Origin of the sequence: Pararhizobium sp. DWP1-1-3 (genome assembly GCF_049896125.1) — a bacterium.
Classification (GTDB): domain Bacteria; phylum Pseudomonadota; class Alphaproteobacteria; order Rhizobiales; family Rhizobiaceae; genus Pararhizobium.
The window spans coordinates 533061-556062 of the sequence record NZ_JAFCTR010000003.1; the positions used below are offsets into that span (position 1 = coordinate 533061).

At 57.9% G+C, this 23002-nt stretch carries 21 protein-coding genes and 1 pseudogene; 13 read left to right on the forward strand and 9 right to left on the reverse strand.

What is annotated here, in order from left to right; genetic code table 11:
• Positions 1-74: 74 nt before the first annotated feature.
• Together ACP7BS_RS10420 and ACP7BS_RS10425 are read left to right on the forward strand one after the other, a co-directional pair.
• Positions 75-803 (forward strand): FkbM family methyltransferase, encoded by a 729-nt coding sequence (locus ACP7BS_RS10420; RefSeq protein ID WP_426230673.1) that lies wholly within the window; start codon positions 75-77, stop codon positions 801-803.
• Positions 804-985: 182 nt separating this feature from the next.
• Positions 986-1888 carry an FkbM family methyltransferase gene (locus tag ACP7BS_RS10425; protein WP_426230674.1) on the forward strand — a complete coding sequence of 301 codons (903 nt, stop codon included), beginning with the start codon at positions 986-988 and terminating at the stop codon, positions 1886-1888.
• A gap of 18 nt (positions 1889-1906) precedes the next feature.
• On the opposite strand, the gene ACP7BS_RS10430 is transcribed toward ACP7BS_RS10425, so the two are convergent.
• Complete coding sequence (locus tag ACP7BS_RS10430; protein ID WP_426230675.1) at positions 1907-2659, reverse strand: glycosyltransferase family 2 protein; 753 nt, start codon at positions 2657-2659, stop codon at positions 1907-1909.
• A gap of 287 nt (positions 2660-2946) precedes the next feature.
• Between ACP7BS_RS10430 and gmd the strand changes: the two genes are divergently transcribed.
• From gmd to ACP7BS_RS10450, 4 genes are all read left to right on the forward strand, one after another.
• On the forward strand, positions 2947-4008 hold the full coding sequence (gene gmd / locus ACP7BS_RS10435; RefSeq protein WP_426230769.1) for a GDP-mannose 4,6-dehydratase: 1062 nt from the start codon (positions 2947-2949) through the stop codon (positions 4006-4008).
• Positions 4008-4949 (forward strand): GDP-L-fucose synthase, encoded by a 942-nt coding sequence (gene fcl, locus ACP7BS_RS10440; protein ID WP_426230676.1) that lies wholly within the window; start codon positions 4008-4010, stop codon positions 4947-4949. Before gmd ends, fcl begins: the two co-directional genes overlap by 1 nt.
• A 578-nt stretch (positions 4950-5527) precedes the next feature.
• Positions 5528-5854, forward strand: a complete 327-nt coding sequence (locus tag ACP7BS_RS10445) for a hypothetical protein (protein WP_426230677.1) — start codon at positions 5528-5530, stop codon at positions 5852-5854.
• Positions 5855-6484: 630 nt separating this feature from the next.
• Positions 6485-7432 carry a helix-turn-helix transcriptional regulator gene (locus ACP7BS_RS10450; protein ID WP_426237971.1) on the forward strand — a complete coding sequence of 316 codons (948 nt, stop codon included), beginning with the start codon at positions 6485-6487 and terminating at the stop codon, positions 7430-7432.
• A gap of 365 nt (positions 7433-7797) precedes the next feature.
• Here ACP7BS_RS10450 and ACP7BS_RS10455 read toward each other — a convergent pair whose 3' ends face one another.
• Positions 7798-8478: a TetR/AcrR family transcriptional regulator gene (locus ACP7BS_RS10455; RefSeq protein WP_426230680.1), complete on the reverse strand. Its 681-nt coding sequence runs from the start codon at positions 8476-8478 to the stop codon at positions 7798-7800.
• 99 nt (positions 8479-8577) lie between these two features.
• Between ACP7BS_RS10455 and ACP7BS_RS10460 the strand changes: the two genes are divergently transcribed.
• The 3 genes from ACP7BS_RS10460 to ACP7BS_RS10470 all read left to right on the forward strand — a co-directional run bounded on the left by ACP7BS_RS10460 (position 8578) and on the right by ACP7BS_RS10470 (position 12509).
• Positions 8578-9945, forward strand: a complete 1368-nt coding sequence (locus ACP7BS_RS10460) for a cytochrome P450 (RefSeq protein ID WP_426230681.1) — start codon at positions 8578-8580, stop codon at positions 9943-9945.
• 120 nt (positions 9946-10065) lie between these two features.
• A complete protein-coding gene (locus tag ACP7BS_RS10465) occupies positions 10066-10863 on the forward strand; it encodes an alpha/beta fold hydrolase (protein ID WP_426230682.1) in 798 nt (265 codons plus the stop codon).
• The gene (locus ACP7BS_RS10470; RefSeq protein ID WP_426237973.1) at positions 10860-12509 is read left to right on the forward strand and encodes an ATP-binding protein; all 1650 of its coding nucleotides are present in this window, start codon (positions 10860-10862) and stop codon (positions 12507-12509) included. Before ACP7BS_RS10465 ends, ACP7BS_RS10470 begins: the two co-directional genes overlap by 4 nt.
• A 201-nt stretch (positions 12510-12710) precedes the next feature.
• On the opposite strand, the gene ACP7BS_RS10475 is transcribed toward ACP7BS_RS10470, so the two are convergent.
• The 7 genes from ACP7BS_RS10475 to ACP7BS_RS10505 all read right to left on the reverse strand — a co-directional run bounded on the left by ACP7BS_RS10475 (position 12711) and on the right by ACP7BS_RS10505 (position 19095).
• Positions 12711-13040 (reverse strand): cupin domain-containing protein, encoded by a 330-nt coding sequence (locus ACP7BS_RS10475; protein WP_426230684.1) that lies wholly within the window; start codon positions 13038-13040, stop codon positions 12711-12713.
• A gap of 11 nt (positions 13041-13051) precedes the next feature.
• Positions 13052-13807 carry a 2-dehydro-3-deoxy-D-gluconate 5-dehydrogenase KduD gene (gene kduD, locus ACP7BS_RS10480; RefSeq protein WP_426230685.1) on the reverse strand — a complete coding sequence of 252 codons (756 nt, stop codon included), beginning with the start codon at positions 13805-13807 and terminating at the stop codon, positions 13052-13054.
• Positions 13804-14694 carry a 5-dehydro-4-deoxy-D-glucuronate isomerase gene (gene kduI / locus ACP7BS_RS10485; protein ID WP_426230686.1) on the reverse strand — a complete coding sequence of 297 codons (891 nt, stop codon included), beginning with the start codon at positions 14692-14694 and terminating at the stop codon, positions 13804-13806. Before kduI ends, kduD begins: the two co-directional genes overlap by 4 nt.
• Positions 14678-15415: an ATP-binding cassette domain-containing protein gene (locus tag ACP7BS_RS10490; protein WP_426230770.1), complete on the reverse strand. Its 738-nt coding sequence runs from the start codon at positions 15413-15415 to the stop codon at positions 14678-14680. The genes kduI and ACP7BS_RS10490 overlap by 17 nt, the downstream gene beginning before the upstream one ends.
• Positions 15415-16422, reverse strand: coding sequence for an ABC transporter permease (locus ACP7BS_RS10495; protein WP_426230771.1), 1008 nt, complete (start codon positions 16420-16422; stop codon positions 15415-15417). Before ACP7BS_RS10495 ends, ACP7BS_RS10490 begins: the two co-directional genes overlap by 1 nt.
• 83 nt (positions 16423-16505) lie before the next feature.
• Positions 16506-17456 carry a substrate-binding domain-containing protein gene (locus ACP7BS_RS10500; protein ID WP_426230687.1) on the reverse strand — a complete coding sequence of 317 codons (951 nt, stop codon included), beginning with the start codon at positions 17454-17456 and terminating at the stop codon, positions 16506-16508.
• A 124-nt stretch (positions 17457-17580) separates the two neighbouring features.
• A complete protein-coding gene (locus tag ACP7BS_RS10505) occupies positions 17581-19095 on the reverse strand; it encodes an aldehyde dehydrogenase family protein (RefSeq protein WP_426238077.1) in 1515 nt (504 codons plus the stop codon).
• Between the two features lie 143 nt (positions 19096-19238).
• Between ACP7BS_RS10505 and ACP7BS_RS10510 the strand changes: the two genes are divergently transcribed.
• The 4 genes and pseudogenes from ACP7BS_RS10510 (at position 19239) to ACP7BS_RS10525 (ending at position 22985) form a co-directional block, all read left to right on the forward strand.
• Positions 19239-19922, forward strand: a complete 684-nt coding sequence (locus tag ACP7BS_RS10510; RefSeq protein ID WP_426230688.1) for a GntR family transcriptional regulator — start codon at positions 19239-19241, stop codon at positions 19920-19922.
• Positions 19916-20082 (forward strand): annotated as a pseudogene (locus ACP7BS_RS10515) (IS6 family transposase); the annotation flags it as partial. The gene ACP7BS_RS10510 and the pseudogene ACP7BS_RS10515, both read left to right, overlap by 7 nt.
• 735 nt (positions 20083-20817) lie before the next feature.
• Complete coding sequence (locus ACP7BS_RS10520) at positions 20818-21642, forward strand: transporter substrate-binding domain-containing protein (protein ID WP_426230773.1); 825 nt, start codon at positions 20818-20820, stop codon at positions 21640-21642.
• A 62-nt stretch (positions 21643-21704) separates the two neighbouring features.
• A complete protein-coding gene (locus ACP7BS_RS10525; RefSeq protein ID WP_426237975.1) occupies positions 21705-22985 on the forward strand; it encodes an NAD(P)/FAD-dependent oxidoreductase in 1281 nt (426 codons plus the stop codon).
• Positions 22986-23002 lie beyond the last annotated feature (17 nt).

Here is a 23002-nt window from a genome sequence, read left to right on the forward strand (position 1 = left end):
ACCCGTGTGGATCTCATGATGGGATCTCATGTGCAAGCTTCTTGCATTTGGCGTAGACTTCAAGTAGCCGCTAATTGAAAGATTTAATTGAGCGCCAATCAAAGCAGGTTAATGACATGGGCATTAGAACTTGGCTGGGACTAAAGAAGAAACGCGCTTCACTGGAGCACCCGCCCTTTTGGAATGAGCATAGCTTTTCCCAGTTGCAACAGGACCGATGGGTTTTGTCGGAACTTGGCGGAAAGCGGGGTGGCTTCTTTGTCGAGATCGGCGCCTTCGATGGCAAAGAGCTCAGCAACACTTATCTTCTTGAAACCGAATTCGATTGGAAGGGCATTTTGGCAGAGCCAAATCCCTTGCTTGCCGATGGCATTCGCAAAATCAGGAAAGCCTCGCTTTACACCCAGCCCGTTGATGCGGTTACGGGCAAATCGGTGACGATGCGCTTTGTCGCCGATCAGCCTGAGTTTTCATCCATGGCCGATCACGCGTTCAAGGATCGCCATGCCGATACGAGGAGGAAGGAGAGCGTTGAGATCGTGCAGACCACGATCAGCCTCAACGAACTGCTCCAAGCCCACGGCGCACCCTCCGATATTGATTTCATCAGCATCGATACCGAGGGCAATGAGCCGGATATCCTGTCCACGTTCGATTTCGACAGGTTTAAGGTCCGCCTTTTCTGCATCGAACACAACAACACGGACGCAAACGAAAACCTGGACAAGATCCTTCTGACAAAAGGGTACGAGCGCGTTTACCGTGAATGGTCCAGATGGGACGCATGGTACCGGAAACTCTAAATTGCGCCGAGACGCTGACAGGAGCGTGCTCAACAGCTGCCGTCAGTCTTCGCTAAGGGCTGTTGACGAACGGCCTAGCAAGGACGCGACGTCTTCGGCCTGATTGGCAGAGAATCCAATATTTCCAGGACTCTTAAAGTCCTTTGCCGGGTGCCCGGTCTGACTATTAAAAGGCGTAGAGAATGCGGATACTGAAAAAACTGCTGAAAAAGAGCCTGGCGTCCTATTCTCCGAGAGTTTACTGCAGTCCGGCGACACTTGATAAGGCAAGTATCGTCATAGAAAGATACAGGGAGATCATTTCCGACCCTCTCAACCTGTTGATCAGCAAGGTTCCACAAGCCGGGTACGTGGACGGCGACAGATGTGTGATCCTCCACAACGGTCACCGCGTCGCTGTCGAGGGCGATCTCGCGTACTATAAGGATTTTAGCGATATTCTCATTTTGAACAGGGGCGTTCATGAGCCGCTGGAGGAATATTGTTTTCAAGAAACATTGAAGAAGATCAAATCCGGCTCGCCGAAAATGATAGAGCTCGGCGCCTACTGGGCTCACTATTCAATGTGGTTTCTGCAACATTTTCCAAATGCACACTGTGTCATGGTCGAACCGGATGAAATCAACCTGCGGTGTGGTCAAAACAATTTCAAGATAAACAACTATTCTGGTGAATTCGTTCAGTCCTTCGTGGGGTCGAACGCTTTTGAGCTTGATGCATTCACCACGGAACGCAAAGTGGACCGGCTCGATATCCTGCATTCCGATATCCAAGGATATGAGGTGGAGATGCTGCGGGGAGCCTCGAATTTTCTAAGAGAAAAACGGATAGACTACGTTTTCATTTCGACTCACAGCCAGAAACTGCATACGCAGGTGGCCGATATTCTTGCCGATCATGGATATCGAATTGAAATCTCTGCAGACTTCGACAATCAGTCAACTAGCCTTGACGGGTTTATTCTCGCATCTTCCCCCACCGTGCCCCCCGTCTTTGCTGGGTTTGTTCCATTAGGTCGCCTTGACATCGCAATGGCCGGCCCAGAACAGCTTGTCGCCTATCTCGCCTCGGTCAGAGGACACTAGGCAGGGGCCATTCCGATATCACTCGCTAACCCAGATTGAGGTTGCGTCCTGGACAACTTTCTTGATCCTACAATTGTCCCGCCATTCCCGGCCGATGTCGCGGATCACCGGTTTCTGCTGGGGCGAGAAAATAAAGTTCTTGTTCGGCTTTGCGAGCCGTTCCAGCGGAGCGTTGACGCCGGAATAAAATTGCTTCTCCGGATCACGGGTTTCGTCCATGAGGCCCGCCGCTTGGCGCGCAAAATCACCGCGCAGCACTGAGGGCGATGTGGTGAATTTGGGAAACTTCCGAAACAGAGGGATATTCACGCCAAACACCCGCGCATATTCATTTCTTTGGTGGAGGTGCCCTTTCCTGGCGATGTCCCAATGTTGGTCCGCCGTGTGAAACGATACCTGCATGACATGCGGGTCGTGGAAGGGCTCCATGAGCTGCTTGTCAAGACGGTCTAGAGCAACCCAGTCATCCTCAAGGTGGAACACGTAATCCGAGAGCGTATGGCTCCAGAGCCTTTTTACGGCCGCGCAAAACCCTGGTTTCTCCGGACGGAAGAAATGGGCCGACGGAAAGCAGAGTTTGACAAGATGCATGCAATCACGCTCGTCCTGTTCTGTTCCAAAAATCGGATCAATATTGACGAATACGTTTTGAAATACGAAGTTGGGGAAGACGTCTCTTTCGAAACTCTCCAGCGTTCTTTGCAGAAGATCTGGCCTTCTGCCCAAGACAATGCATAAATCAATCGTCAGGCTGTGGGATTTCTCATGCATTTCGCAGCTCTATCTCGTCTATCGGGACGATACCTCGATCGCCCAGGATCGGAATGCAATTATCAATGTTCGACCGCTGTGTACAGGATTGCGTAATTCGACCGGGCTTATGCTTTGAAGGTGGCCGCTCAACCCCAGGGCTGATGACGAAATGAGGAAAAACGCTGATCCAGCCGGAAAGAGCCCCAAGCTTGGCTAAGTCTAAAGCTTGCCTGAAACCCAAGACAAGTTATAGAACGCCACGACAACGGGCCAGACATCTATTCCTGTTGGAGAGTGAGGATGAGTTGACAAAGACAGCATTGATTACGGGCGTAACCGGTCAGGACGGAGCCTATCTGGCACGGCTTCTGCTTGATAAGGGGTACACGGTTCATGGCGTCAAACGGCGGTCCTCCTCGTTCAATACTGGCCGCATAGAGGGAATATATCAGGATCCGCACGAAACGGATCCACGCTTTATCCTCCACTACGGGGACATGACGGATGCGACCAATCTGATCAGGATCGTGCAGGAGACCCAGCCCGACGAGATCTACAATCTTGCTGCGCAGAGCCATGTCCAGGTTTCGTTCGAGACACCGGAATATACCGCCAATGCTGATGGCACCGGAACGCTTCGACTTCTCGAAGCGATCCGCATTCTGGGACTGGAAAAGAAAACCCGCTTCTATCAAGCCTCCACATCCGAACTGTATGGGCTCGTCCAGGAAGTGCCCCAAAGTGAAAAAACGCCATTTTATCCACGTTCACCCTATGCGGTTGCAAAACTTTATGCCTATTGGATCGCCGTGAACTATCGCGAAGCCTACGGAATACATGCGTCCAACGGCATCCTGTTCAATCATGAAAGCCCCCTGCGAGGCGAAACGTTCGTGACGCGCAAGATTACACGCGCCGTCGCAGCCATCTCGCTGGGCAAGCAGCAAAAGCTCTATCTTGGAAATCTCAATGCCCAGCGCGATTGGGGTCACGCGAAGGAATATGTCCGCGGCATGTGGTTGATGCTGCAGCAGGACGAGCCCGATGACTATGTGCTCGCCACCGGCAAGACCACCATGGTGCGGCAGTTTGTCGAATGGGCATTTAATGACGTCGGTATCGATATCAAATGGGAGGGAACTGGGGTCGACGAAATTGGCTGTAATGCAGCCACCGGCGACATTCTGGTCGAGGTAGATCCGCGCTATTTTCGTCCGACGGAGGTCGAACTACTCCTTGGCGACCCAGGCAAGGCTAAGGAAAAGCTCGGGTGGGTTCACGAGACCAGCGTGCGTGAATTGGTGACGGAAATGGTCCGGGAAGATTACAAGCTCATGCAGGCTTCTGCAGTTTTAAAGGGCGCCTGATGTTTGAACTTGCCGGGAAGCGCGTGTGGGTTGCAGGTCATGGCGGAATGGTTGGCGCAGCGGTTGTCCGGCGTCTTGCCACTGAAAACTGTGAGGTGGTGACCGCCGGGCGCAGCGCGGTTGATCTCAAACGCCAGACCCAAGTGGAAGCGTATTTGAAGGATGTCAGACCCGATGCGATCGTCTTGGCGGCAGCACGAGTTGGCGGTATACTTGCCAACAGCACCTACCCTGCCGACTTCCTTTATGACAACCTGATGATAGAAGCGAACATCATGCAGGCGGCGCATGAAAACGATGTCGGACGCCTCCTGTTTCTCGGCTCAAGTTGCATCTACCCAAAGCTAAGCACCCAGCCGATTACCGAAGACTCCCTGCTGACCGGCCCCCTTGAACCCACGAATGAGGCCTATGCAATCGCCAAGATTGCAGGAATAAAGCTGGCGCAAGCCTACCGCCGGCAGCACGGCCGTGACTACATTTCAGCAATGCCGACAAATCTCTACGGGCCGGGCGATAATTTCGATCTGACGACCAGCCACGTGATACCCGCTCTTATCCGGAAAGCGCATGAAGCCAAGCGAACCGGTGACAAGCAGGTTACCGTCTGGGGCACCGGCGCGCCGCGCCGGGAGTTCCTTCACGCAGACGATTGTGCTGATGCGCTCGTGTTTCTTTTGAAGACATACTCGGGCGACCAGCACGTCAACGTTGGATACGGGGATGATGTGACGATTCTGGAGCTCACCAAGCTGGTATGCGACATTGTCGGTTTTACTGGTGCGATCGTTCAGGATCTCTCCAAACCTGATGGTACACCCCGCAAGCTCATGAATGCGGACAAGCTGAAAGACATGGGCTGGTCTCCGTCCATCCCGTTGCGGAAGGGACTTGAAGACACGTATCAGTGGTTCCTGGGGTCTTCTTCGAAAAGAACCTAATGTACCTCACCATAATTATCCACGTGCTTTGACGGAGCGCGGCGCGGCTCAAGGTACCCATACACGAGGTTGCTGCTCCGCCGGCGACGCACGCCACCGCTTCGAGACGCTCGGCCGGACGCGGTTCATCACCGATCCAGCCGACCTAGCTGCAACGCTAACGCGCCATGCGCTTCCCAAGGACTGGGCGCCTGCGCCATACTGCAGTCCGAGTTCCAAAAGTTCGCCAACGCCTGCCACCTTGGACCGCGACCACGATGCCGACGCGAGGCGCCAACCGCGACGCGGCGGGCTCGAACTCTAGACCCAGGGTCCCTTGGCGGGTCGGCTCGATAACCTTGGGGCCGTTAGTTTCAGTCCAATGCAGCGAGAACATTGGCGGGGAATGTTCTGAGATCGTCCAGACAACATTGACGCTGCCATCTTTTTCACGAAGCGCACCGTACTTGATGGCATTCGTGATCAGTTCATGGATACAAAGAGCAATCGTCGTCGCGGCGCGTCACAAAGGGCCGGAGAGCTGCTGGAACCGGATGCACTGCGGAAGGTTTACTGTAACCAACTTTAAGGATAGCGCCATGAACAAACTTGCACTTGCTATTGTAATCGCAGCCTCCGCCGCCTCACCTTCACTCGCCATCTCGCGCCTTAATCCCCTGTCTATGAGCTGCGAGCGCGCGCGGGCGGCTGTCCACAATCAGGGCGCGGTGATCTTCCGGTGGGCGTCGCCGCGTGGTCTTCCCCTATATGACCGATTCGTTCGCGACAGCGGCTACTGCGACGGCAACCAGTATGCGGAGTGGAAGAACATTCCGACTCGCGATGACAAGACGTGTCCGGTCTTAAACTGCCAGAGCATCGACAACCTTGATGGGACCTTCATTATCCCTAATCATAGGCTCTGACCTCATCAAGCTGAGACGAAAATGCCGGTCGCACCGCTTGCATCACCTGTCTCGGCCTGATCTGAAGCGCATCGCCGCGCTGCTTTCCCTGCCGCTCCGTCAGGTCGAAAGCTGCCACGAAAGATCGTCATCTGGGCGATGAACTATTGGGCGCCGACCGACGGCACGATATTGGAATTCGAAAGCGCACCTTCAATCGCCGAGATTGTCCAGAACCAACTGGCCGGCACGCGTCTTTTCCGCACCTTCAATGACCCCGCTATTATGAGACTCAGCAGGGCGCACGCCCGCATGGCGATCCGAACGGCAGGCCCTTGCGCTGGCGGGCAACGATGCCTGAGCCCGCGCGGTTGTCGCCGGGTTCATCGACCGGATGGGCTATGATCCGGTCGACGCCATACCGCTCCCGGCAGCCGCCGCTTCGGGATCGGACGCCCATGTTCGGAAGCGAATTCCGCCGCCGTGTGGCACTGGGCTAATCCGCAAAAGGGACAAGGGCGGCATCCGCAATGAAAACTTGACTGCTCATCTTAGTTAGGTGTTTCACGATCCACCCGCTTTTCGGGCTAAATGCCGATGGGAGGCCACCCGATGGGGATATCCACTAGCAATCTGATACCGCCGGGCGGAATGACGGCCGATGATCTCGTGCGCCTCGGCGCCGAGTTCGCGCTCGGGGCCGAGCCGGTCGATATGGCACCGGAGGAAAAGAGAACGCCCATCTACACCGGGCGTCTGGTGGCCTCGGAGGTGCAGCCCGGCCTGCTGATGAGCGCGGCCGACGTAACCTATGTCTGCGATCAGATCTTTACGGTCGAGATGGAGCCGGCGCTCGTTTGCGGCATCATGCTGTCGGGGGCGCCGGTGGAGACGCAGGTCGAAGGTTACGGCTCCTTCACGCGCTACCCTCATCAGGTTTCATTGATGGGGATCAACAACCCGATCCGCTACAGCACGCCCCTGACGCGCGGCCAGCGCGTGCGCTCCGTCGGGTTTGTGCTGCAGCCCTCGTTTTTCGACCGGTTCAGCCAGGACGTGGAGGATGACGGCCTTTTTGCCCTGCGCGATCTGATGTCGGGTGGCTTCCGCACCGCCGCCATCACTCATTCGCCGCGCATCACGGAGATAGCCAAGCGCTGCATCGATCATCCCTATGGCGGGCACCTCGGCAAGCTCTTCCTGGAAAGCAGCGCGCTTGCCTATGTCATTGAGGCCGCGCAGGCCCTTAAGTACGGGCGTCGGCTGGTGGCCCTTCTGGGACGGCGGGAATACGACCGCGTCATCCATGCCCGCGAAATACTCGACAGCGATCTGGTCGATACGCCGACGACGCTTGAGCTTGCACGTCGCGTCGGCATCAACGTGACGACGCTGCAGACCAATTTCAAGACCGCCTTCGGCAGGACCATTTTCGCGCATGTGCGCGAACAGCGGCTGATGATGGCAAGGGTTCTCCTGCAGGAGTACCGGCTCTCCGTCGCCGAGGCGGACCGTAAGGTCGGATTTTCCCGCGCTTCCGCCTTCAGCGCCGCCTACAGCAAGCATTTTGGCCATCCGCCCCGTGCGGAATTCGTCTAGATACCGATTGTCGAGATGTCGAGCCCCAACATAATCGCAAGCAGTGCTTTCACCGGCTGGTCTGTCAGGAGCCCGGTCAGACATGCGAACGCGAAAATTATCAGCGCGACATATTCGACGGGCCAAACGCCAAGGCCCAACTCGCCAGAACCGGCGCTGCCAGCACTATTCCGGTGGTCGCGATCGCAGACCCGACGAAGGACGTCCAGGCAGAGAGAGAAAGAGCAATGCCCGCCTAGCCCTGACGGGCGAGCGGATATCCCTCTAGCGCGGTCATGACCGGGACCAGCATCGCGACCGCGTTGATCGGCCCCAGTCGTCCTGGCAGGACCCCGACCATCGCGCCCTTCCCAAGTAACCGAACATCAAGAAACATCTTCCTGCGCGAAAGAACCATCGAGCATGGCCTGAAGCTCGCTTTTCCCTACACCCGAGAGGTATGGTTTAAACAGGCTTGCAACCTGCTTTAGTCCCCAGTCGAGATGCTCTGGTGTCAGCTCTTCAATACCTTCTTGCAAGCTGAGGTATACGGCCCAGTAGGTCGATACGATCCAGACATTGGCCAGCAGCTGTGGCGCATCGTCGACTGGGACATCTATCAAGGCCGCGGCTGCCATTTGATGGAGCATCCCTTCCACGACAACGCGCATATCCATGCTCAGCGCACGCGTTGGCTCACGCAGCGACGGAGCAATAGCGATCACGCCGGGCGGATTCCGGAAAATGTAACGGTGGGCCCAGACGATCGAAAACCAGCGCTGCATGAATTTCGAGTAAGTACCGGGCTCGGTGGTGGAATTCGACGCGGCTTGGTTCATGAACCGGGAGGCGTCCCCCTCCAGTTTTTTAAACAGAGCCTCTAGAAGAGCTTCTTTTGTTTTAAAGTAGTAATAGAGGTTGCCCTCATTGATCCCGACGGTGCGCGCTATTTCCGCGGTCGTGACCCGGTCCGGTCCCCTGTCGTTGAAAAGAACCAGGGTGGCTTCCAGGACCCGATCACGCGTACTGACACGTCTCATTTTCCCTCCATCGTCGCCCCCGGCCATGTCTCACCCCTTGCAAACCTAAGGTACACACCTTACTTCAGTTAAGGCGGCTACCTAAACGGGTACTTCATCGTCGAAACGCGATCAAGGATTAGAGGCATGGCCACGGCGATTGAGAATGACAGCGAGTTGAAGACGAACTTTCCCCTGACGCCACAGTCGACGCTTGGCGCGCTGGTGGCAATCGTCCGCAACCCTCTTGACGCTCTGCCCCCTTCGATCTTCAAAGAGCCGCTTGTTTTCTCGAAAACTGCTGGCGAAGTGAAGGTCTATCTCGCAGACCCCGTTTTGATTCACGAAGCGCTGGTGAAAAACGCAGACTCGTTGGGCAAGGGCGACCAGGTTCGCCGCGCTCTCGGACCAGCCCTCGGTGAGGGTCTACTGACTGCGGACGGCGCGCATTGGAAGTGGCAACGTCAGTCGGTTGCAGGCGCCTTTCGGCACGACAATCTCCTTGAGCTGCAACCAACGATGATTGACGCCGCAGAGCGTACGCGCAACCGATGGCTTGAGAAGGGTCACGGAACCATCGATGTCGGCCACGAGATGATGCGCACCACGTTCGACATTATCGTCGAGACGATGATGTCCGGCGGCGATGGTATCGATGTGGAAAAGGTCGAGACAGGTATTTCCGACTTCCTCACGCCGACCGGCTGGGCTTTCGCGCTCGGCCTTATGCACGCTCCCGAGTGGATACCCTATCCTGGTCGCGGCAAGGCGAAGGCAGCCGTCGCGTTCCTGCGGTCCAGCCTTTCGAGCGTGATCGAGGAGAGGCGGAGAAGCCCGGATGACCGCCATGACCTGGTGAACATGCTTCTCGCGGCCTCGGACCCTGAAACAGGAAGAACAATGAGTGACGCGGAGATCGTCGACAACCTCATGACATTCGTCACGGCAGGCCACGAGACGACGGCACTTGGCCTTGCCTGGACGTTCGATCTCCTCTCCCGTCATCCCGACGTCGAGGGCAAGGTACTGGCCGAAATCGACGCTTTGACTGAGGGGCGGCCTGTAGCTGCGGATGACGTTTCGAAGCTGATCTATACCCGGCAGGTGTTTTCCGAGGCGATGCGCCTCTATCCACCCGCCCCGATGATCACGAGAACAGCGCTCAAGAACTTCCAGCTGGGCAAGTACCTGATTCCGGCGGGCACAGTGCTTATTGTGCCGATTTACGCTATTCATCACCACGCGTCACTCTGGACGGATCCAGAGGTGTTCGATCCCGGGCGGTTCAGCCCGGAGGCTGCAAGGGCACGACACCGTTATGCTTACATGCCGTTTGGCGCCGGGCCTCGCGTCTGCATTGGCAGTGCTTTCGCGGTGATGGAGGCCGTCGCCATTCTTGCGGTGCTGCTTCAAAAGGTTCGGCTTACTGCAATCGAGCCCCAAGCACCAAAGCCTATTATGAAGGTGACTTTGCGCCCGATCCGGCGGCTCAACATGCACCTCGTCGTGCGCTAGGGTCGAATGCGCTGAGCGGGCAGGAGCTCGCTTGACCGATGCGTATATCTGCGATTAAAGCCTGACATACACACTGCGGCCAGCCTTTTATCTTTCCGGGCAAAAGAAGGGGTCTCCTCAATGTCAGTCATCCACCGCAACAACGTAAAAATCACCGGCAACGGTACGAAGACGATGCTGTTCGCCCATGGGTTCGGGTGCGATCAGAACATGTGGCGATATGTGGCGCCGCAATTCCAAAACGACTTCCGCGTCGTGACCTTCGACCATGTCGGCGCCGGCGGCTCTGATCTTTCCGCCTACGATTTTCAAAAATACGCCACGCTAGAGGGCTACGCCTCCGACATCCTCGAGATCGGGCAGGAGCTTGGGATCGAGGACGGCATTTTCATCGGCCACTCCGTGAGTTCCATGATGGGCGTGCTCGCCTCGTTGAAGGCGCCGGGCATGTTTTCCAAGCTGGTGCTTGTTGGCCCATCGCCCCGATATGTCAACGACGGCGACTATCACGGCGGCTTTACCCAGGAGCAGGTCGATGAACTGCTGGAATTTTTGGACAGCAATCATATGGGCTGGTCGCAGGCCATGGCGCCCGTGATCATGGGCAATCCCGAACAGCCCGAGCTCTCCGAGGAGCTGACCAACAGTTTCTGCAAGACCGATCCCGAAATTGCGAAGCATTTTGCCCGCGCGACGTTCACGGCAGATAACCGCGCCGATCTCGACAACGTCACGATTCCTTGCCTGATCCTGCAATGTGCGGAGGATGTGATCGCCCCTGTATCCGTCGGCCACTATCTGCATGCCAAACTGCCGGACAGCAAGCTGGTCTTGATGAAAGCCACCGGCCACTGCCCGAACCTCAGCCATCCCAAAGAGACGACTGGGGCAATCCGGTCGTTTGTAGGCGTCGAATGAACCCGATCACTGGCAGTGATGTCGATGATCTCGTCGACCTCTTCGAGAATGCGCCCTGCGGCTACATCTCGGCGGCTCCCGAGGGGCACATCATGCTTGCCAATAAAACACTCGCCTCATGGCTTGGCATGTCCAGCGAAAAGATCGTCGGCCGCAAGTTAATCGATTTCCTGACCATGCCCGGGAAGATCTACTTCGAGACGCATTTTGCGCCGCTGGTGGCGATGCAGGGCGCCTTCAACGAAGTCGCGCTCGACATGGTGAAGGCGGACGGCACCCGCCTGCCTGTGCTGGTCAACGCTGTTGCACGGATCGCGGAAGGCGGAGGCGTCAGGTTCATCCGGATCACCATTTTCAACGCTACCGATCGGCGTCGATACGAGAAGGAACTGCTTGAAGCACGCGCAGTGGCGGAACGCTCTGCGACCGCTCTGAGAGACCTGAACGCGAGCCTCGAAGAGCGTGTCGCTGCGGCCGTGCAGGAGAAGCTTGCCGCGGAAGGCGCGTTACATCAGGCTCAAAAGATCGAGGCTCTGGGTCACCTCACCGGTGGTGTTGCCCACGACTTCAACAACATGCTCGCCGTCGTGATCGGCGGCCTAAACATGGCGCAGCGCCGAATCGAGCGAGGCGCTCTGGACGACATCCCGAAACTACTCGCGGCTGCCCTCGATGGCGCCAACCGCGCCGCCACGCTGACCCAACGGCTTTTAGCCTTCTCCCGGCAGCAGCCGTTGTCTCCCGAAGCGCTGGACGCCAATAAGCTGGTGGCGAACATGGCGGAAATCCTTGCCTCGACTCTCGGCGAGATCATTCAAAAGGAAACGGTCCTGGCGGCGGGACTTTGGCGCACGAAGGCAGACGCGAACCAGCTGGAAAACGCCGTCCTCAATCTAGCCGTCAACGCCCGTGACGCCATGCCTGATGGCGGCAAGCTCACGATCGAGACAGCAAATGCCCATATCGATGAAACTTACGCTGCGGAGCATGACTTAACGCCCGGCCAGTATGTAATGATCGCCGTGACCGATACGGGCTGTGGAATGCCGCCGGGGGTCATCAAGAAGGCGATCGACCCATTTTTTACGACCAAGCCGGTGGGCAAGGGAACCGGCCTCGGCCTCAGCCAGGTCTTCGGTTTTGCCAAACAATCCGGCGGGCATATGAAGATTTACTCCGAGGTCGGAATCGGCACGACGATGAAGATCTACCTGCCGCGAGAGTATGGAGCAGAAGACACCGCGCAGCATGTGAGGAACGACAGCGTGCCCCGCGGGTCTGCAAGCGACGTCGTTCTTTTGGTTGAGGACGACGCCAGCGTCCGGGAGGTCCACAGCCGAATGCTGGAAGAGCTCGGTTATACGGTTATCGCCGTCGACAGGCCCTCCGCGGCTCTCGCCGTCATCGACGAGCGTCCCGATGTCAAGCTACTGTTTACCGACATTGTAATGCCGCAGATGAATGGCCGGGAGCTTGCGGATAGGGCGAGGGTCAAGCGACCCGGATTATCGGTGGTATTTACAACGGGATATAGTCGCAACGCGGTTGTCCATAACGGAATCCTAGATCCAGGCGTCATCTTTCTCCAAAAGCCTGCCACGCTTGGTGACCTCGCCCGAAAATTACGCACTGCTCTTGATGCATGACAGGCCTCGGAGTCCCTGTGCTGCTGCGAATCGAGCTCTTCGCAACGTGGCGACAGCATTTGACACGCGGGGGTTATAGCTGACGACCCCACACAGGTGTGGGTCGACATCATGATTACAAGATAAATCGGTAACAGCACGGATCGAGACGGCACAGCTCGGATATCAATCTCGGCATGGAACCGTGTGACGCCCTTCACACTACAGAAAATCGTCTCGCCTTGGCGTGAACGTGTCGATTAACAATCCCTCCTCGAGTGCCACAACGCCGTGGACGAGATTTGGAGCGACGATGAAGCTGCTTCCGGTGGGCAGCGTGCTGGTAGCGCCGTCGACGGTTACCTCGAAAGAACCCTTAGCAACGTAGCTGACCTGCGTATGGGGATGGGAATGAAGCGCGCCGATCGCGCCCTTGTCGAAGCTGAAGGCAACAAGCATCATTTCCGGGCGGTGCGAAAGAACGGCGCGGCGGTTGCCGGGCGATGTTTCCGTCCAGGTAAGGTCGTGAGGCAATGTGGTGTGATCGGACATCCGTACTCCCATTATCGTGCCAGCCATCCGCCATCAACAGGAAGGACAGTGCCATGCACATAGTCCGACGCGCGGGATGCGAGGAAGATGGCCGCTCCCGCCATATCATCCGCCCGCGCCCAGCGTCCGGCCGGAATGCGTTTGAGGATATCGGCATTACGTTCGGCATCCGCTCGCAACGCCGTCGTGTTGTTGGTCTCGACATAACCAGGGGCTATGGCATTGACGTTGATGCCTTGCGCCGCCCATTCATTGGCCATCAACCGCGTAAGCCCCGCAAGACCGCTCTTTGAAGCGGTGTAGGATGCAACCCGAATGCCGCCCTGGAACGACAGGAGGGACGCAATGTTGATGATCTTCGCAGAGACCTTTTCGGCCATCGCCATTCTTGCAAAGGCCTGGCAGAGAAAGAATGCCGATTTAAGATTGGTATCCATGACGGCGTCCCAATCTTCCTCGGTAAAGTCGATCGTATCGGCCCGGCGGATAATCCCGGCATTGTTGACTAGAATATCGGGACGTTGCCGGATGGAGCAGGCACCCGCGATGACGGCGCGCACTTCATCCATTGCGGAGAGATCGGCCAAAAGCGGGTAAAACACGCGGCCCGTGGCGGTCACAAGGCGCGCGGTGTCCTCCATCGGCGAGCGCCCGACGCCGATGATGTCGGCGCCCGCTCCAGCAAGACCGGCGGCGATCGCCTGGCCGATACCGGTATTGGCGCCGGTGACGATGGCGCACCGGCCGGAAAGATCGAACGGGTTCATCGCAGACTTTCCATGGGGATCTTGTCCATATCGGTGAAGCTCATGTTATCGCCGGCCATCGCCCAGATGAAGGAATACCGGCCGGTGCCGGCGCCGGAGTGGATGGACCACCCCGGCGACAGCACCGCATCATGGCTCTTCAGCACGAGATGCCGCGTTTCGTGCGGCTCCCCCATGAAATGGAAGACGCGGGTCGCCTCTTCCATGCCGAAATAGAGATAGACCTCCATACGCCGGTCATGCACATGCGCGGGCATGGTGTTCCAGACCGATCCCGGCTCGAATATGGTGAGACCGACCAGGAGCTGGCAGCTGTTGCAGACATCCGGATGCACATACTGGTTGATCGTTCGGGCGTTGGCCTCTTCGGCCGAGCCCGTGCGCACCTTTTTTGCCATGTCGAGCGTGATCAGCACCGTCGGGCAGACACGATGCGCGGGCGCGCTGAGCAGATAGAACTCGGCGGGCTTGGAGGGATCGTCGCTGCGAAATTTGAGTGTGCCCTGTCCCATGCCGACATAGAGCGCATCCTGAAAGCCGAGCGCATAGTCGACACCGCTGACAATCACCGTGCCCTTGCCGCCGATGTTGAGAATGGCGGCTTCGCGGCGCTCGAGAAACTGGCTGGTGCCAGTTTCCTTGACCTGATCAATCATTAGATCCTGTCCCACCGGCACGATCCCGCCGACAACCATCCGGTCGAGATGGCTGTAGGTGAGGTTGATCTCACCCTTGGAAAAAAGTCCCTCGATTAGAAACCCGTCGCGCAGGCCTCGCGTATTTCGCCGGGCGGTGTCTTCTGGACCTACGACCTGGCGCACATTCACGGAAAGTGTCACGGCATTTGCCTCTTGGCGTTTGATGGAAGGATCAGGTGAGGACGACATATTCGGTGAGCTGGCTGATGCTGGTATCGGCCTTGTTCACATCGAACACCTTGGTCCCGTGGCTCATGATCACGAACCGGTCGCAGACCTGGTAGGCGTGGTAGAGATTGTGCGTCACCAGCACGCTAGACACGCCTTCCGTTTTGAGCTTCAGCACCTGCGCCAGAAGAGCTTCGGTTTCGCGCACGGATAGAGCTGAGGTCGGCTCGTCGAGCAGCAGCACTCGCCGCTTGAAGAAGACAGCGCGCGCGATGGCAACGGCCTGCTTCTGGCCGCCGGAGAGGTCCCCTACCAGCTTGTCGGGTGAATCGATGCCAGAAATGTGGACGGCTTTCTCCAAGACTTCCATGGCGATGTCGCGCATTTCACCTTGCTTCAGAAATCCGAACGCATCGGTGCGTTCTCGCCCCATAAAGATGTTGCGGGTGATCGACAGCGAATCCACGAGCGCGGTATTCTGGTAGATGGTTTCGATGCCCGCATCGGCGGAATCCGACCGGCAGGTGAACACTGTTTTCTGACCGTCGACGCTCAAATGGCCGGAAGTCGGCTTGTGGATGCCCGAAATCAGGTTGACCGTGGTCGATTTGCCGGCGCCGTTGTCGCCGAGAAGGCCGACGACTTCGCTGGGACCGACGTGAAAGCTCAGGTCTCGCAGCGCCGTCAGCGCACCAAAGCTCTTGGAGATATTGTGCAGTTCGAGAAGATTGGGTGCGGACATCATGCAGCCCCCCGGCGTTCAATGAGATGATTGAAGGCGGCAGCGACGACGATCAGCGTGGCGATGAACATATCGAGGTAGAACCCCGGGGCTCGAAGCAGCAGCAGCACGTCAGTGATGGTGTGGATCAGCATGACTCCGAGGAAGATGCCAATGATCGCGCCGCGACCGCCACGTAGGGAAAGCCCGCCGATTACGCAGGCGGCAATCGCCTGCAGTTCGAGACCGGCACCCTGCCCCGGCTGAACGCTGCCCACACGGGCCGTGGCGATGATGCCGGCAACCGCCGCCATGCCGCCGGCGATGGCGAAGGCGACCATCTTGACGCGGTCGGTGTTGATGCCGATCGCCGTTGCCGCGGCAGGGTTGCCGCCGGTGGCGAACACATGGTTGCCGAACTTGTGACGGTGCAGCAGAAGATAAAAGCCGACGACGAACAGGACGATCCAGATGAAGGCGGCGTTGATGCCGAACAGCGTTCCGGCAAACAGGCTGGAAAAGGCTGGTTCCGGATCGAACCGCACCTGGACGGCGCCGTTATAGAGCAGAACCGCACCGCGCCAGAACAACAGGCCGCCGAGCGTGACGATGAAAGACGGCAGGCCGAAGCGCAGCGTAATCGTGCCGTTGAGCAGGCCGATCATCACACCCAGCAGGATACCGAGCGGTGCGGCGATGAAGGCGCTCATGCCGCCATCGACGAGGCTCGCCATCAGGACGGCCGTCAACGTATAGACCGAGCCGATCGACAGGTCGAACTCGCCGGCGATCATCAGGATACCCGCACCAAGCGCTAGGCATCCGAGCACCGGAATGGCCTTCATCAGGATCGTCAGGTTCTGCGGCGACAAATATCGGAAGTCGTCGGGATAGGCGAGCGCGCCGGCGATGCAGACGATCTGCAGGGTCGCGAAAACCAGGAGAATAGCTCCGGCCGGCATGGTCATAATGTACTTCAGCAGCGATTGTTTTTTCGTGCGCGATTTTGGCACGGTACTGTCCGTCATGGCATAGGTCACTGTCATCACTCTGTTCCAGGGATCGCGATTGACCTTCCGGCTGATGGCCGGAAGGTCTTCAGGCGTGCCGCTTATCGGTAGCTGCCGATCAGCGGCTTGACCGAGCTGATGCGCGACTTGTCGAGGAAGGCGCCCTGGCCGGTGTCGATGTCCGTCGGCGTCAGGCCGTATTTTTTCGCCAGTGCGATCTGGGCGATCGGATAGTAGCCCTGCAGGTAAGGCTGCTGGTCCATCGTAGCGAACATTGTGCCGGATTCCACCGCATTGACGATCTCGACCGCGAGATCGAAGCCACCGAACGGAATGTTGATGCCAGCATCCTTGATAGCGCCCGCGCCGACCGTCGAGGTGACCGAGCCCGTGCCGAACAAAGCCTTGGTGGTGGGGTTGGCGATGAGGAACTGAGCGAGAATGTTCTGCGCTTCGGCCGGATCGAGGCCGGACTTGACGGTCTCCACCTTGATGCCATGTTCTTTCATCGACTTTTCGATGCCGCCGCCACGCGCCACGGCGAAGCTGGCCTCGGGAATTTCGCGCGGGTTGAAGACCATGTCGCCTTCCTTCAGGCCGAACTGCTCGATCATGCGATTGCCGAGTTCATATCCCGAAGCGAATTCGTCCATGCCGACATAGGCCTGGCGGCAATTGCCCTTGGCGCCGTCGAGATCGTCATTGTTGAAGCCGATGACGATAATGCCCGCCTTGACGGCAGCGCAGATACTGGCATCGAACGCATCCGACGAGGAGATTGCAACGGCGATGCCATCGACACCGCTGACCGTGGCGCTCTCGATCAGGTCGTTCTGGCGCACCGGATCGTTATTGGCATATTGTACGTCGAGATCGACGCCGAACTGCGCCGCAGCGTCTTGTGCGCCTTTGACGACGGGGTTAAAGAACTGGACACTCGGATCAAGGTAGATGATCATCGTCGCCTTGACATTTGCCGCCACTGCGGTCGATGTGAAAGCCATAGCTGCGCACGCCGCAAGCATTGCGGTTTTCAGTCTGGTCAATTTCATTTGCGTATCCTCCCTTTGGATGTGCAATCGGGGTCGAAAGACCCATGTCTCGGCTGGCGAGCTCCGACCAAAGATCGCGCCGGCCGAGATTTTCCTCCTCTGCCTCAGTGTCCGGTGAGCAACGTCACCCGAACCAAGGATCCGGCCGGCCCAAGGTCACGTGAATGCCCTTGAACTGCGAATACTCGTCAAAACCGTAGCGGCCGAGTTCCCTCCCGAGGCCACTCTTCTTGTAGCCGCCGATCGGCAGCTCCGGCGCACCGTCGATGACGCTGTTGATCCAGCACCGTCCGGCCCGGATACGCCGGATGCTCTGCAACGCGTTTTCCAGATTGGTGGACCAGACGCTGGCCGACAGGCCGAATTCCGACGCGTTGGCCAAGGCGACCGCCTCATCGGCCGTCTTGAACGTCAGCGTCGATAGAACCGGCCCGAAAATCTCCTCCCGGGCGATCGACATGTCGGCGGTGACCCCGGAAAAAACAGTCGGCGCGTAATAGAGGCCGGAACCCTGCCCGACCCGCACGCCGCCGAGCAACAGTTCGGCTCCTTCGGCCTGTCCTGCCTCGACATAGGAATGCACCTTGGCGGCATGCGCTTCCGAAATCATGGCGCCGATCTTCGTCCGCTCGTTCAGCGGATCACCGAATGTGACCTTGCGGGAAATATCGAGTAGACGCTCCAGTAGTTCGTCCCTGATGCCCTCCTGCACAAGCAGACGGCTTCCCGAAATGCAGCACTGTCCGGCATTGTGGTAGACACCGTAAGCGATACCATCGGCGGCGGCTTCGATGTCCGCATCGGCAAAGACGATCTGCGGCCCCTTGCCGCCCAACTCCAGGCCAACACGCTTGACGCTGCGGGCGGCGATCTCGCCAAGCTTTGTGCCGACCCGAACCGAGCCGGTAAACGCGATCATGTCGGTGCCGGGATCTTCCGCCAAGACTTGGCCTGCGGGGTCGCCGTATCCGGTGACGACATTGAAGACCCCGTCGGGAACGCCGGCCTCACGCGCCAACTCCGCCATGCGGATTGAGGTACCGGACGTGAATTCGGAGGGTTTTAGCACGACGGTGCAGCCGCCGCCGATCGCCCACGGGACACGCTCTGAGGCGATGATGAAGGGGAAGTTCCAAGGGGTGATGATGCCAACGACGCCGACAGGTTCCCTTAGTACGAGGCCGAGGCGATTGTCGCCGATATTGTTGTGGGTCTGACCCTCCAGCGCTCGTGCCTGACCTGCCGCATAGGACCAGAGATCTGCACAGAAGGCGATTTCGCCGCGTGCCTGTGCGATTGGCTTGCCAACCTCAAGGCTCTCGATCAGAGCGATCTCTTCCACATTAGCCAGGATGAGCTCTGCTGTCTTGAACATCAGGCGTGACCGTTCAGCCCCCGACATGCGTGGCCACGGCCCCGTATCGAAGGCCCGACGGGCCGCTGCAATGGCTGCGCGAACATCATCGGCTGACGCATCGGGCCACGTGCCGACCACGATGTCAGCATGACCTGGGCTGAGGCGATCGATGGTTTTGCCAGACGTCGCATCCACCGACTTGCCATCGACAAGCATCTTGTAGCGGGATTTACTCTGCAAGCGCGGATCAGTAGAATCCGGAGTTATGAAATTGCTCTGTATTGTCATTGACCAACCGGGATTTCTGCCCCGGCTCCTTCATGCCCGCCCGGTGTATCGAGCGCCGCGCTTGTGTTACCGCTAATGTGTATGGTACTGTATGGTGGTTATAAGCGGATGTCAACGAGACGGCGGCGGCGAAAAGCATGAACCTTGAAACATTGAAAATTGAAACTGGGGAAACGACGGCAGCGCAGGTCGAACGCGACCTGCGCGAGGCGATCATCCGTCTCGACCTTGCGCCCGGATCTCGGTTGTCTGAGCAGGAGATCGCCTCCCGTCTTGGCGTTTCGAGGCAACCGGTTCGCGAGGCACTGATTGCCCTTGCCAAGTCCAAACTTGTTGAAATCCGCCCCAATCGCGGAACTGTGGTGGTTCGTATCTCAGCCCGTCAAATGATGGAGGCCCGGTTTGTTCGTGAGGCGATCGAAGTTGCCGTCGCCCGGCGTGCCAGCGAAAGCTTCGACACCTGGACGCGCAAAAAGATCGACAGCATCTTGCAGCGGCAAAGAGTGGCGATGGGCGAGCACGACCACAATGCCTTCCGACGAGAGGATGAGCAGTTTCACATCGCGATTGCCGAAGGCGCCGGCTGTGGTCTCGCATGGAACGCCATTTCAGATATCAAGGCCCATATGGACAGGGTCTGCAATTTGCAGCTCCGTAATCCCACTTCCATGAACAACCTCATCGTGCAGCATGAAAAAATCGTGACCGCAATCGACACCAGGGACGCTGACGCGGCTGCGGACGCTATGAGGGCACATCTGAACGGTATTCTGAATGACCTGCCGCAGATTGAATCTGATAACCGCGACCTATTCGAGTAGTGATACAACTGCTTAAATTTCATCTCATGCCAAACCGCATTTTCACCGAAAGGTTGCACTAAAACGCTGCGGTAAAGCGGGAAGTCATGCGAGGTGTCGAGCATCTATCTCATAAGGGGCTCAGCAACCGGGCGGAAAATTCTCACATCCATTGCGAAAATGAGAACGGATGATGCAGAGATTCGGTCAGTCGGCGGCTTGCAATTGCCCGACGCGAGGACTTTTTACGCCCGGGCCGCCGCCGGCGCGATGCCCCTTGTGTCTGTAGGCCGCGGCGGGCGGACCACCCCCACGGCATCGCTGGTGTATAGACCACCTCATCCTGGGTCATACTCTCCTTCACGTACGCAGAAGACCGCCTCACTGATCCCCTTTGTTCGGCAACCCTCCACGAAAGCCTGCATCCGCCAGTTTACAGATTAAGGGAGGCCTCTGATGGGGTGATTTTCGTGTAAGGGGGGCTAGGTGGGTCGCAGCCTTTTCGCCCAATCACCCTAGCTTGATCCGGTGACAAAATACACCCGCTTGCCCCGTTTGCCTCGACCACCGCCATACCAGGGCCGTTACCCATCCGCGCGCATGGAATGAGAGAAAGTCATCGTCTGTCATTACTCAAAGTAGCATCCAACAGAGATACTGGCCCATTAAAATCGATTTCAATTTCTTCTAAAGGCTAGTCTCGGTTAAAGCCCAGACTTCAATTGAGGAAAGTGCGATCTGGTTATTCGCGCGTACGTGATCAATGGTCGTTATGTAGGTGGTGCTCATGAAGCATTTGGTCATCGCGATTATTCATTACTTTTACAGTTCAGTAGAGTTGACAGGCGCCATTTTCACACCAATTATGTTGTCAGACATCTTACAAAATGTCGCTACAAATCCCTGGGAGGGTATCATGAAAATTTTCGCAAAGCTGATTACCAGTGTCGCAATGCTTGTTGCCGCCAACTCTGCGTTTGCAGGCGAGACGCTTGATCGTGTCATGGCAAACAAGGCGCTAGTGATCGCGACCAATAGCGGCTGGCCACCTCAGAGCTATCTTGACGACAGCAATGAAATGGTGGGCTTCGACATCGACGTATCCCGCGAGGTCGCCAAGCGCCTCGGCGTCGAGGTGAGCTTCCAGACCCCGGACTGGGCAACGTTGACCGGGGGCCGATGGCAGGGTCGCTACGATCTTGGTGTCGGCTCCGTTACGCCGACCAAGGCGCGGGCTCATGTAATCGACTTCGTTGGCATCTACTACTACAGCCCCTATGTCTATGTCGTTCATAAGGACAGCGATGCAAAGTCTGCCACCGACCTCAAAGGAAAGGTCATAGGCGTGGAAACAGCGACGACCTCGGAAGACTTTGTCAACCGAAAGCTTGAAATCGACGCACCGGGCCTGCCACCGGTCGAATACAAGCTGGAGCAGGGCGAAGTTCGCACCTTCGCCGATTCCATGTTGCCTTTTGACGACCTGCGCCTGGGTCCTGGGGTGCGCCTAGATGCTGTCATCGCACCCGAGCAGACCGCGATGAACGCCATCAAGAACGGTTATCCACTGCGAATTCTTGAAGGCGGGTACGCCTTCCGCGAGCCGCTCGTCGTCATCGCTGAAAAAGTCGATCCGGAATGGACTGCTAAGGTCGGCGGCCTCATCGAGGAGATGAAAAAGGATGGCACACTCGCCACCCTCACCACCAAGTGGTACGGCAAGGACTACAGCGCCGACTAAAACGTCGAGCAATGCCGGGCCCGGCGCCCGGCATTACCTTTCCATGCCGAAATGAGCCAAACATGACCTATCCAGATACCTACTACCGCCGCACCATGGCCAATGGCTCCGAGCACTCGACCCTCTCCGGCACCTTCGATTGCGACACTGTTATCATCGGCGGCGGTCTTGCCGGCCTGACGACGGCCCTGCAACTTGCCCGCGCCGGCGTCTCCGTCGTCGTGCTCGAGGCCGAAAACGTCGGTTTTGGCGCTTCAGGCCGCAATGGCGGTTTTGTCAGCCCCGGTTTTGCGACGGGCAGCGATGCGATCGCCCGTGCCACCGGCAAGGAAGCTGCGCAAAAAATTCATCGGCTCTCGATCGAAGGTGTCGATTTCGTCCGCGACGCGATCCGCGATCTCGGCATTGTGGATGCAAAGCCGCGGCCTGGCATTATGAGCGTGCTGCGCTACGATGGTGGCAACAGCCTGAAGCAATACGCCGACCAGCTGCGCCGTGACTATGGTTACGAACTCGAATATTTCGGCACCGATGCCGTTCGCAGCCGATTGAAATCGGTACGTTACTTCCAAGCGCTGCGGGATCCCAACGCGTTCCACATTCACCCTCTCAACTATCTGCGGGCGCTTGCCGCAGAAATTGAGCGGTTGGGCGGACGCATCCACGAAAATTCCGCTGTCATACGCTGCAAACTCGGCGGCGCTGAAAAGAGCGCCACGACGGCTGGTGGTGAGATAAAGGCGCGGCGTATCGTCTTCACGACCGGCGGCTACACCGGGCCGCTGGTTAGCAAACTTAGCCGCTCCTATCTGCCCATCGCCACCTACGTCATGCTGACTGAGGAAGCGCCGGGCCTTATCCGTGAGGCGATCGCAACCCGGGACGCTATCGGCGACAACCGTCGCGCTGGTGATTATTACCGCGTGGTAGAAGACGGCAAACGCATTCTCTGGGGCGGTCGCATTACCACGCGCGCCGCGTCGCCTGCGGTACTTGCCGGCGAACTGCGCCGAGAGATGACCGGGACCTATCCCCAGCTCAAGGAATTGAAGACCGAACTCGCCTGGTCCGGTCTCATGTCCTATGCCCGCCATCTCATGCCCCAGATCGGCGAGATGCAGCCCGGCGTCTGGCATTGCACCGCTTTCGGCGGCCACGGGCTGAATACCACGGCCATCGGCGGCAAGCTGGTTGCAGAGGGCATCCTCGGCCAGTCGGATCGCTACAAGCTGTTCAAACCCTTCGGCCTCGTCTGGGCCGGCGGCGTCGCCGGGCTTGCCACAGCACAACTTACCTATTGGAAATTGCAGGCGCAGGACTGGTGGCGCGAACGCGTCGCCTGATCCCGCGGGGGGAACAT

What these genes read in the sequence shown, in the direction of transcription:
- kduD (WP_426230685.1), bottom strand. Translation starts at nt 13,807, where the DNA reads ATGAACCCGTTCGATCTTTCCGGCCGGTGCGCCATCGTCACCGGCGCC.
- ACP7BS_RS10460 (WP_426230681.1), top strand. Translation starts at nt 8,578, where the DNA reads ATGGCCACGGCGATTGAGAATGACAGCGAGTTGAAGACGAACTTTCCC.
- ACP7BS_RS10445 (WP_426230677.1), top strand. Translation starts at nt 5,528, where the DNA reads ATGAACAAACTTGCACTTGCTATTGTAATCGCAGCCTCCGCCGCCTCA.
- ACP7BS_RS10520 (WP_426230773.1), top strand. Translation starts at nt 20,818, where the DNA reads ATGAAAATTTTCGCAAAGCTGATTACCAGTGTCGCAATGCTTGTTGCC.
- fcl (WP_426230676.1), top strand. Translation starts at nt 4,008, where the DNA reads ATGTTTGAACTTGCCGGGAAGCGCGTGTGGGTTGCAGGTCATGGCGGA.
- ACP7BS_RS10455 (WP_426230680.1), bottom strand. Translation starts at nt 8,478, where the DNA reads ATGGCCGGGGGCGACGATGGAGGGAAAATGAGACGTGTCAGTACGCGT.
- ACP7BS_RS10450 (WP_426237971.1), top strand. Translation starts at nt 6,485, where the DNA reads ATGACGGCCGATGATCTCGTGCGCCTCGGCGCCGAGTTCGCGCTCGGG.
- kduI (WP_426230686.1), bottom strand. Translation starts at nt 14,694, where the DNA reads ATGTCGTCCTCACCTGATCCTTCCATCAAACGCCAAGAGGCAAATGCC.
- ACP7BS_RS10495 (WP_426230771.1), bottom strand. Translation starts at nt 16,422, where the DNA reads ATGACGGACAGTACCGTGCCAAAATCGCGCACGAAAAAACAATCGCTG.
- ACP7BS_RS10465 (WP_426230682.1), top strand. Translation starts at nt 10,066, where the DNA reads ATGTCAGTCATCCACCGCAACAACGTAAAAATCACCGGCAACGGTACG.
- ACP7BS_RS10470 (WP_426237973.1), top strand. Translation starts at nt 10,860, where the DNA reads ATGAACCCGATCACTGGCAGTGATGTCGATGATCTCGTCGACCTCTTC.
- ACP7BS_RS10525 (WP_426237975.1), top strand. Translation starts at nt 21,705, where the DNA reads ATGACCTATCCAGATACCTACTACCGCCGCACCATGGCCAATGGCTCC.
- ACP7BS_RS10500 (WP_426230687.1), bottom strand. Translation starts at nt 17,456, where the DNA reads ATGAAATTGACCAGACTGAAAACCGCAATGCTTGCGGCGTGCGCAGCT.
- ACP7BS_RS10490 (WP_426230770.1), bottom strand. Translation starts at nt 15,415, where the DNA reads ATGTCCGCACCCAATCTTCTCGAACTGCACAATATCTCCAAGAGCTTT.
- ACP7BS_RS10425 (WP_426230674.1), top strand. Translation starts at nt 986, where the DNA reads ATGCGGATACTGAAAAAACTGCTGAAAAAGAGCCTGGCGTCCTATTCT.
- ACP7BS_RS10430 (WP_426230675.1), bottom strand. Translation starts at nt 2,659, where the DNA reads ATGCATGAGAAATCCCACAGCCTGACGATTGATTTATGCATTGTCTTG.
- ACP7BS_RS10475 (WP_426230684.1), bottom strand. Translation starts at nt 13,040, where the DNA reads ATGTCCGATCACACCACATTGCCTCACGACCTTACCTGGACGGAAACA.
- ACP7BS_RS10510 (WP_426230688.1), top strand. Translation starts at nt 19,239, where the DNA reads ATGAACCTTGAAACATTGAAAATTGAAACTGGGGAAACGACGGCAGCG.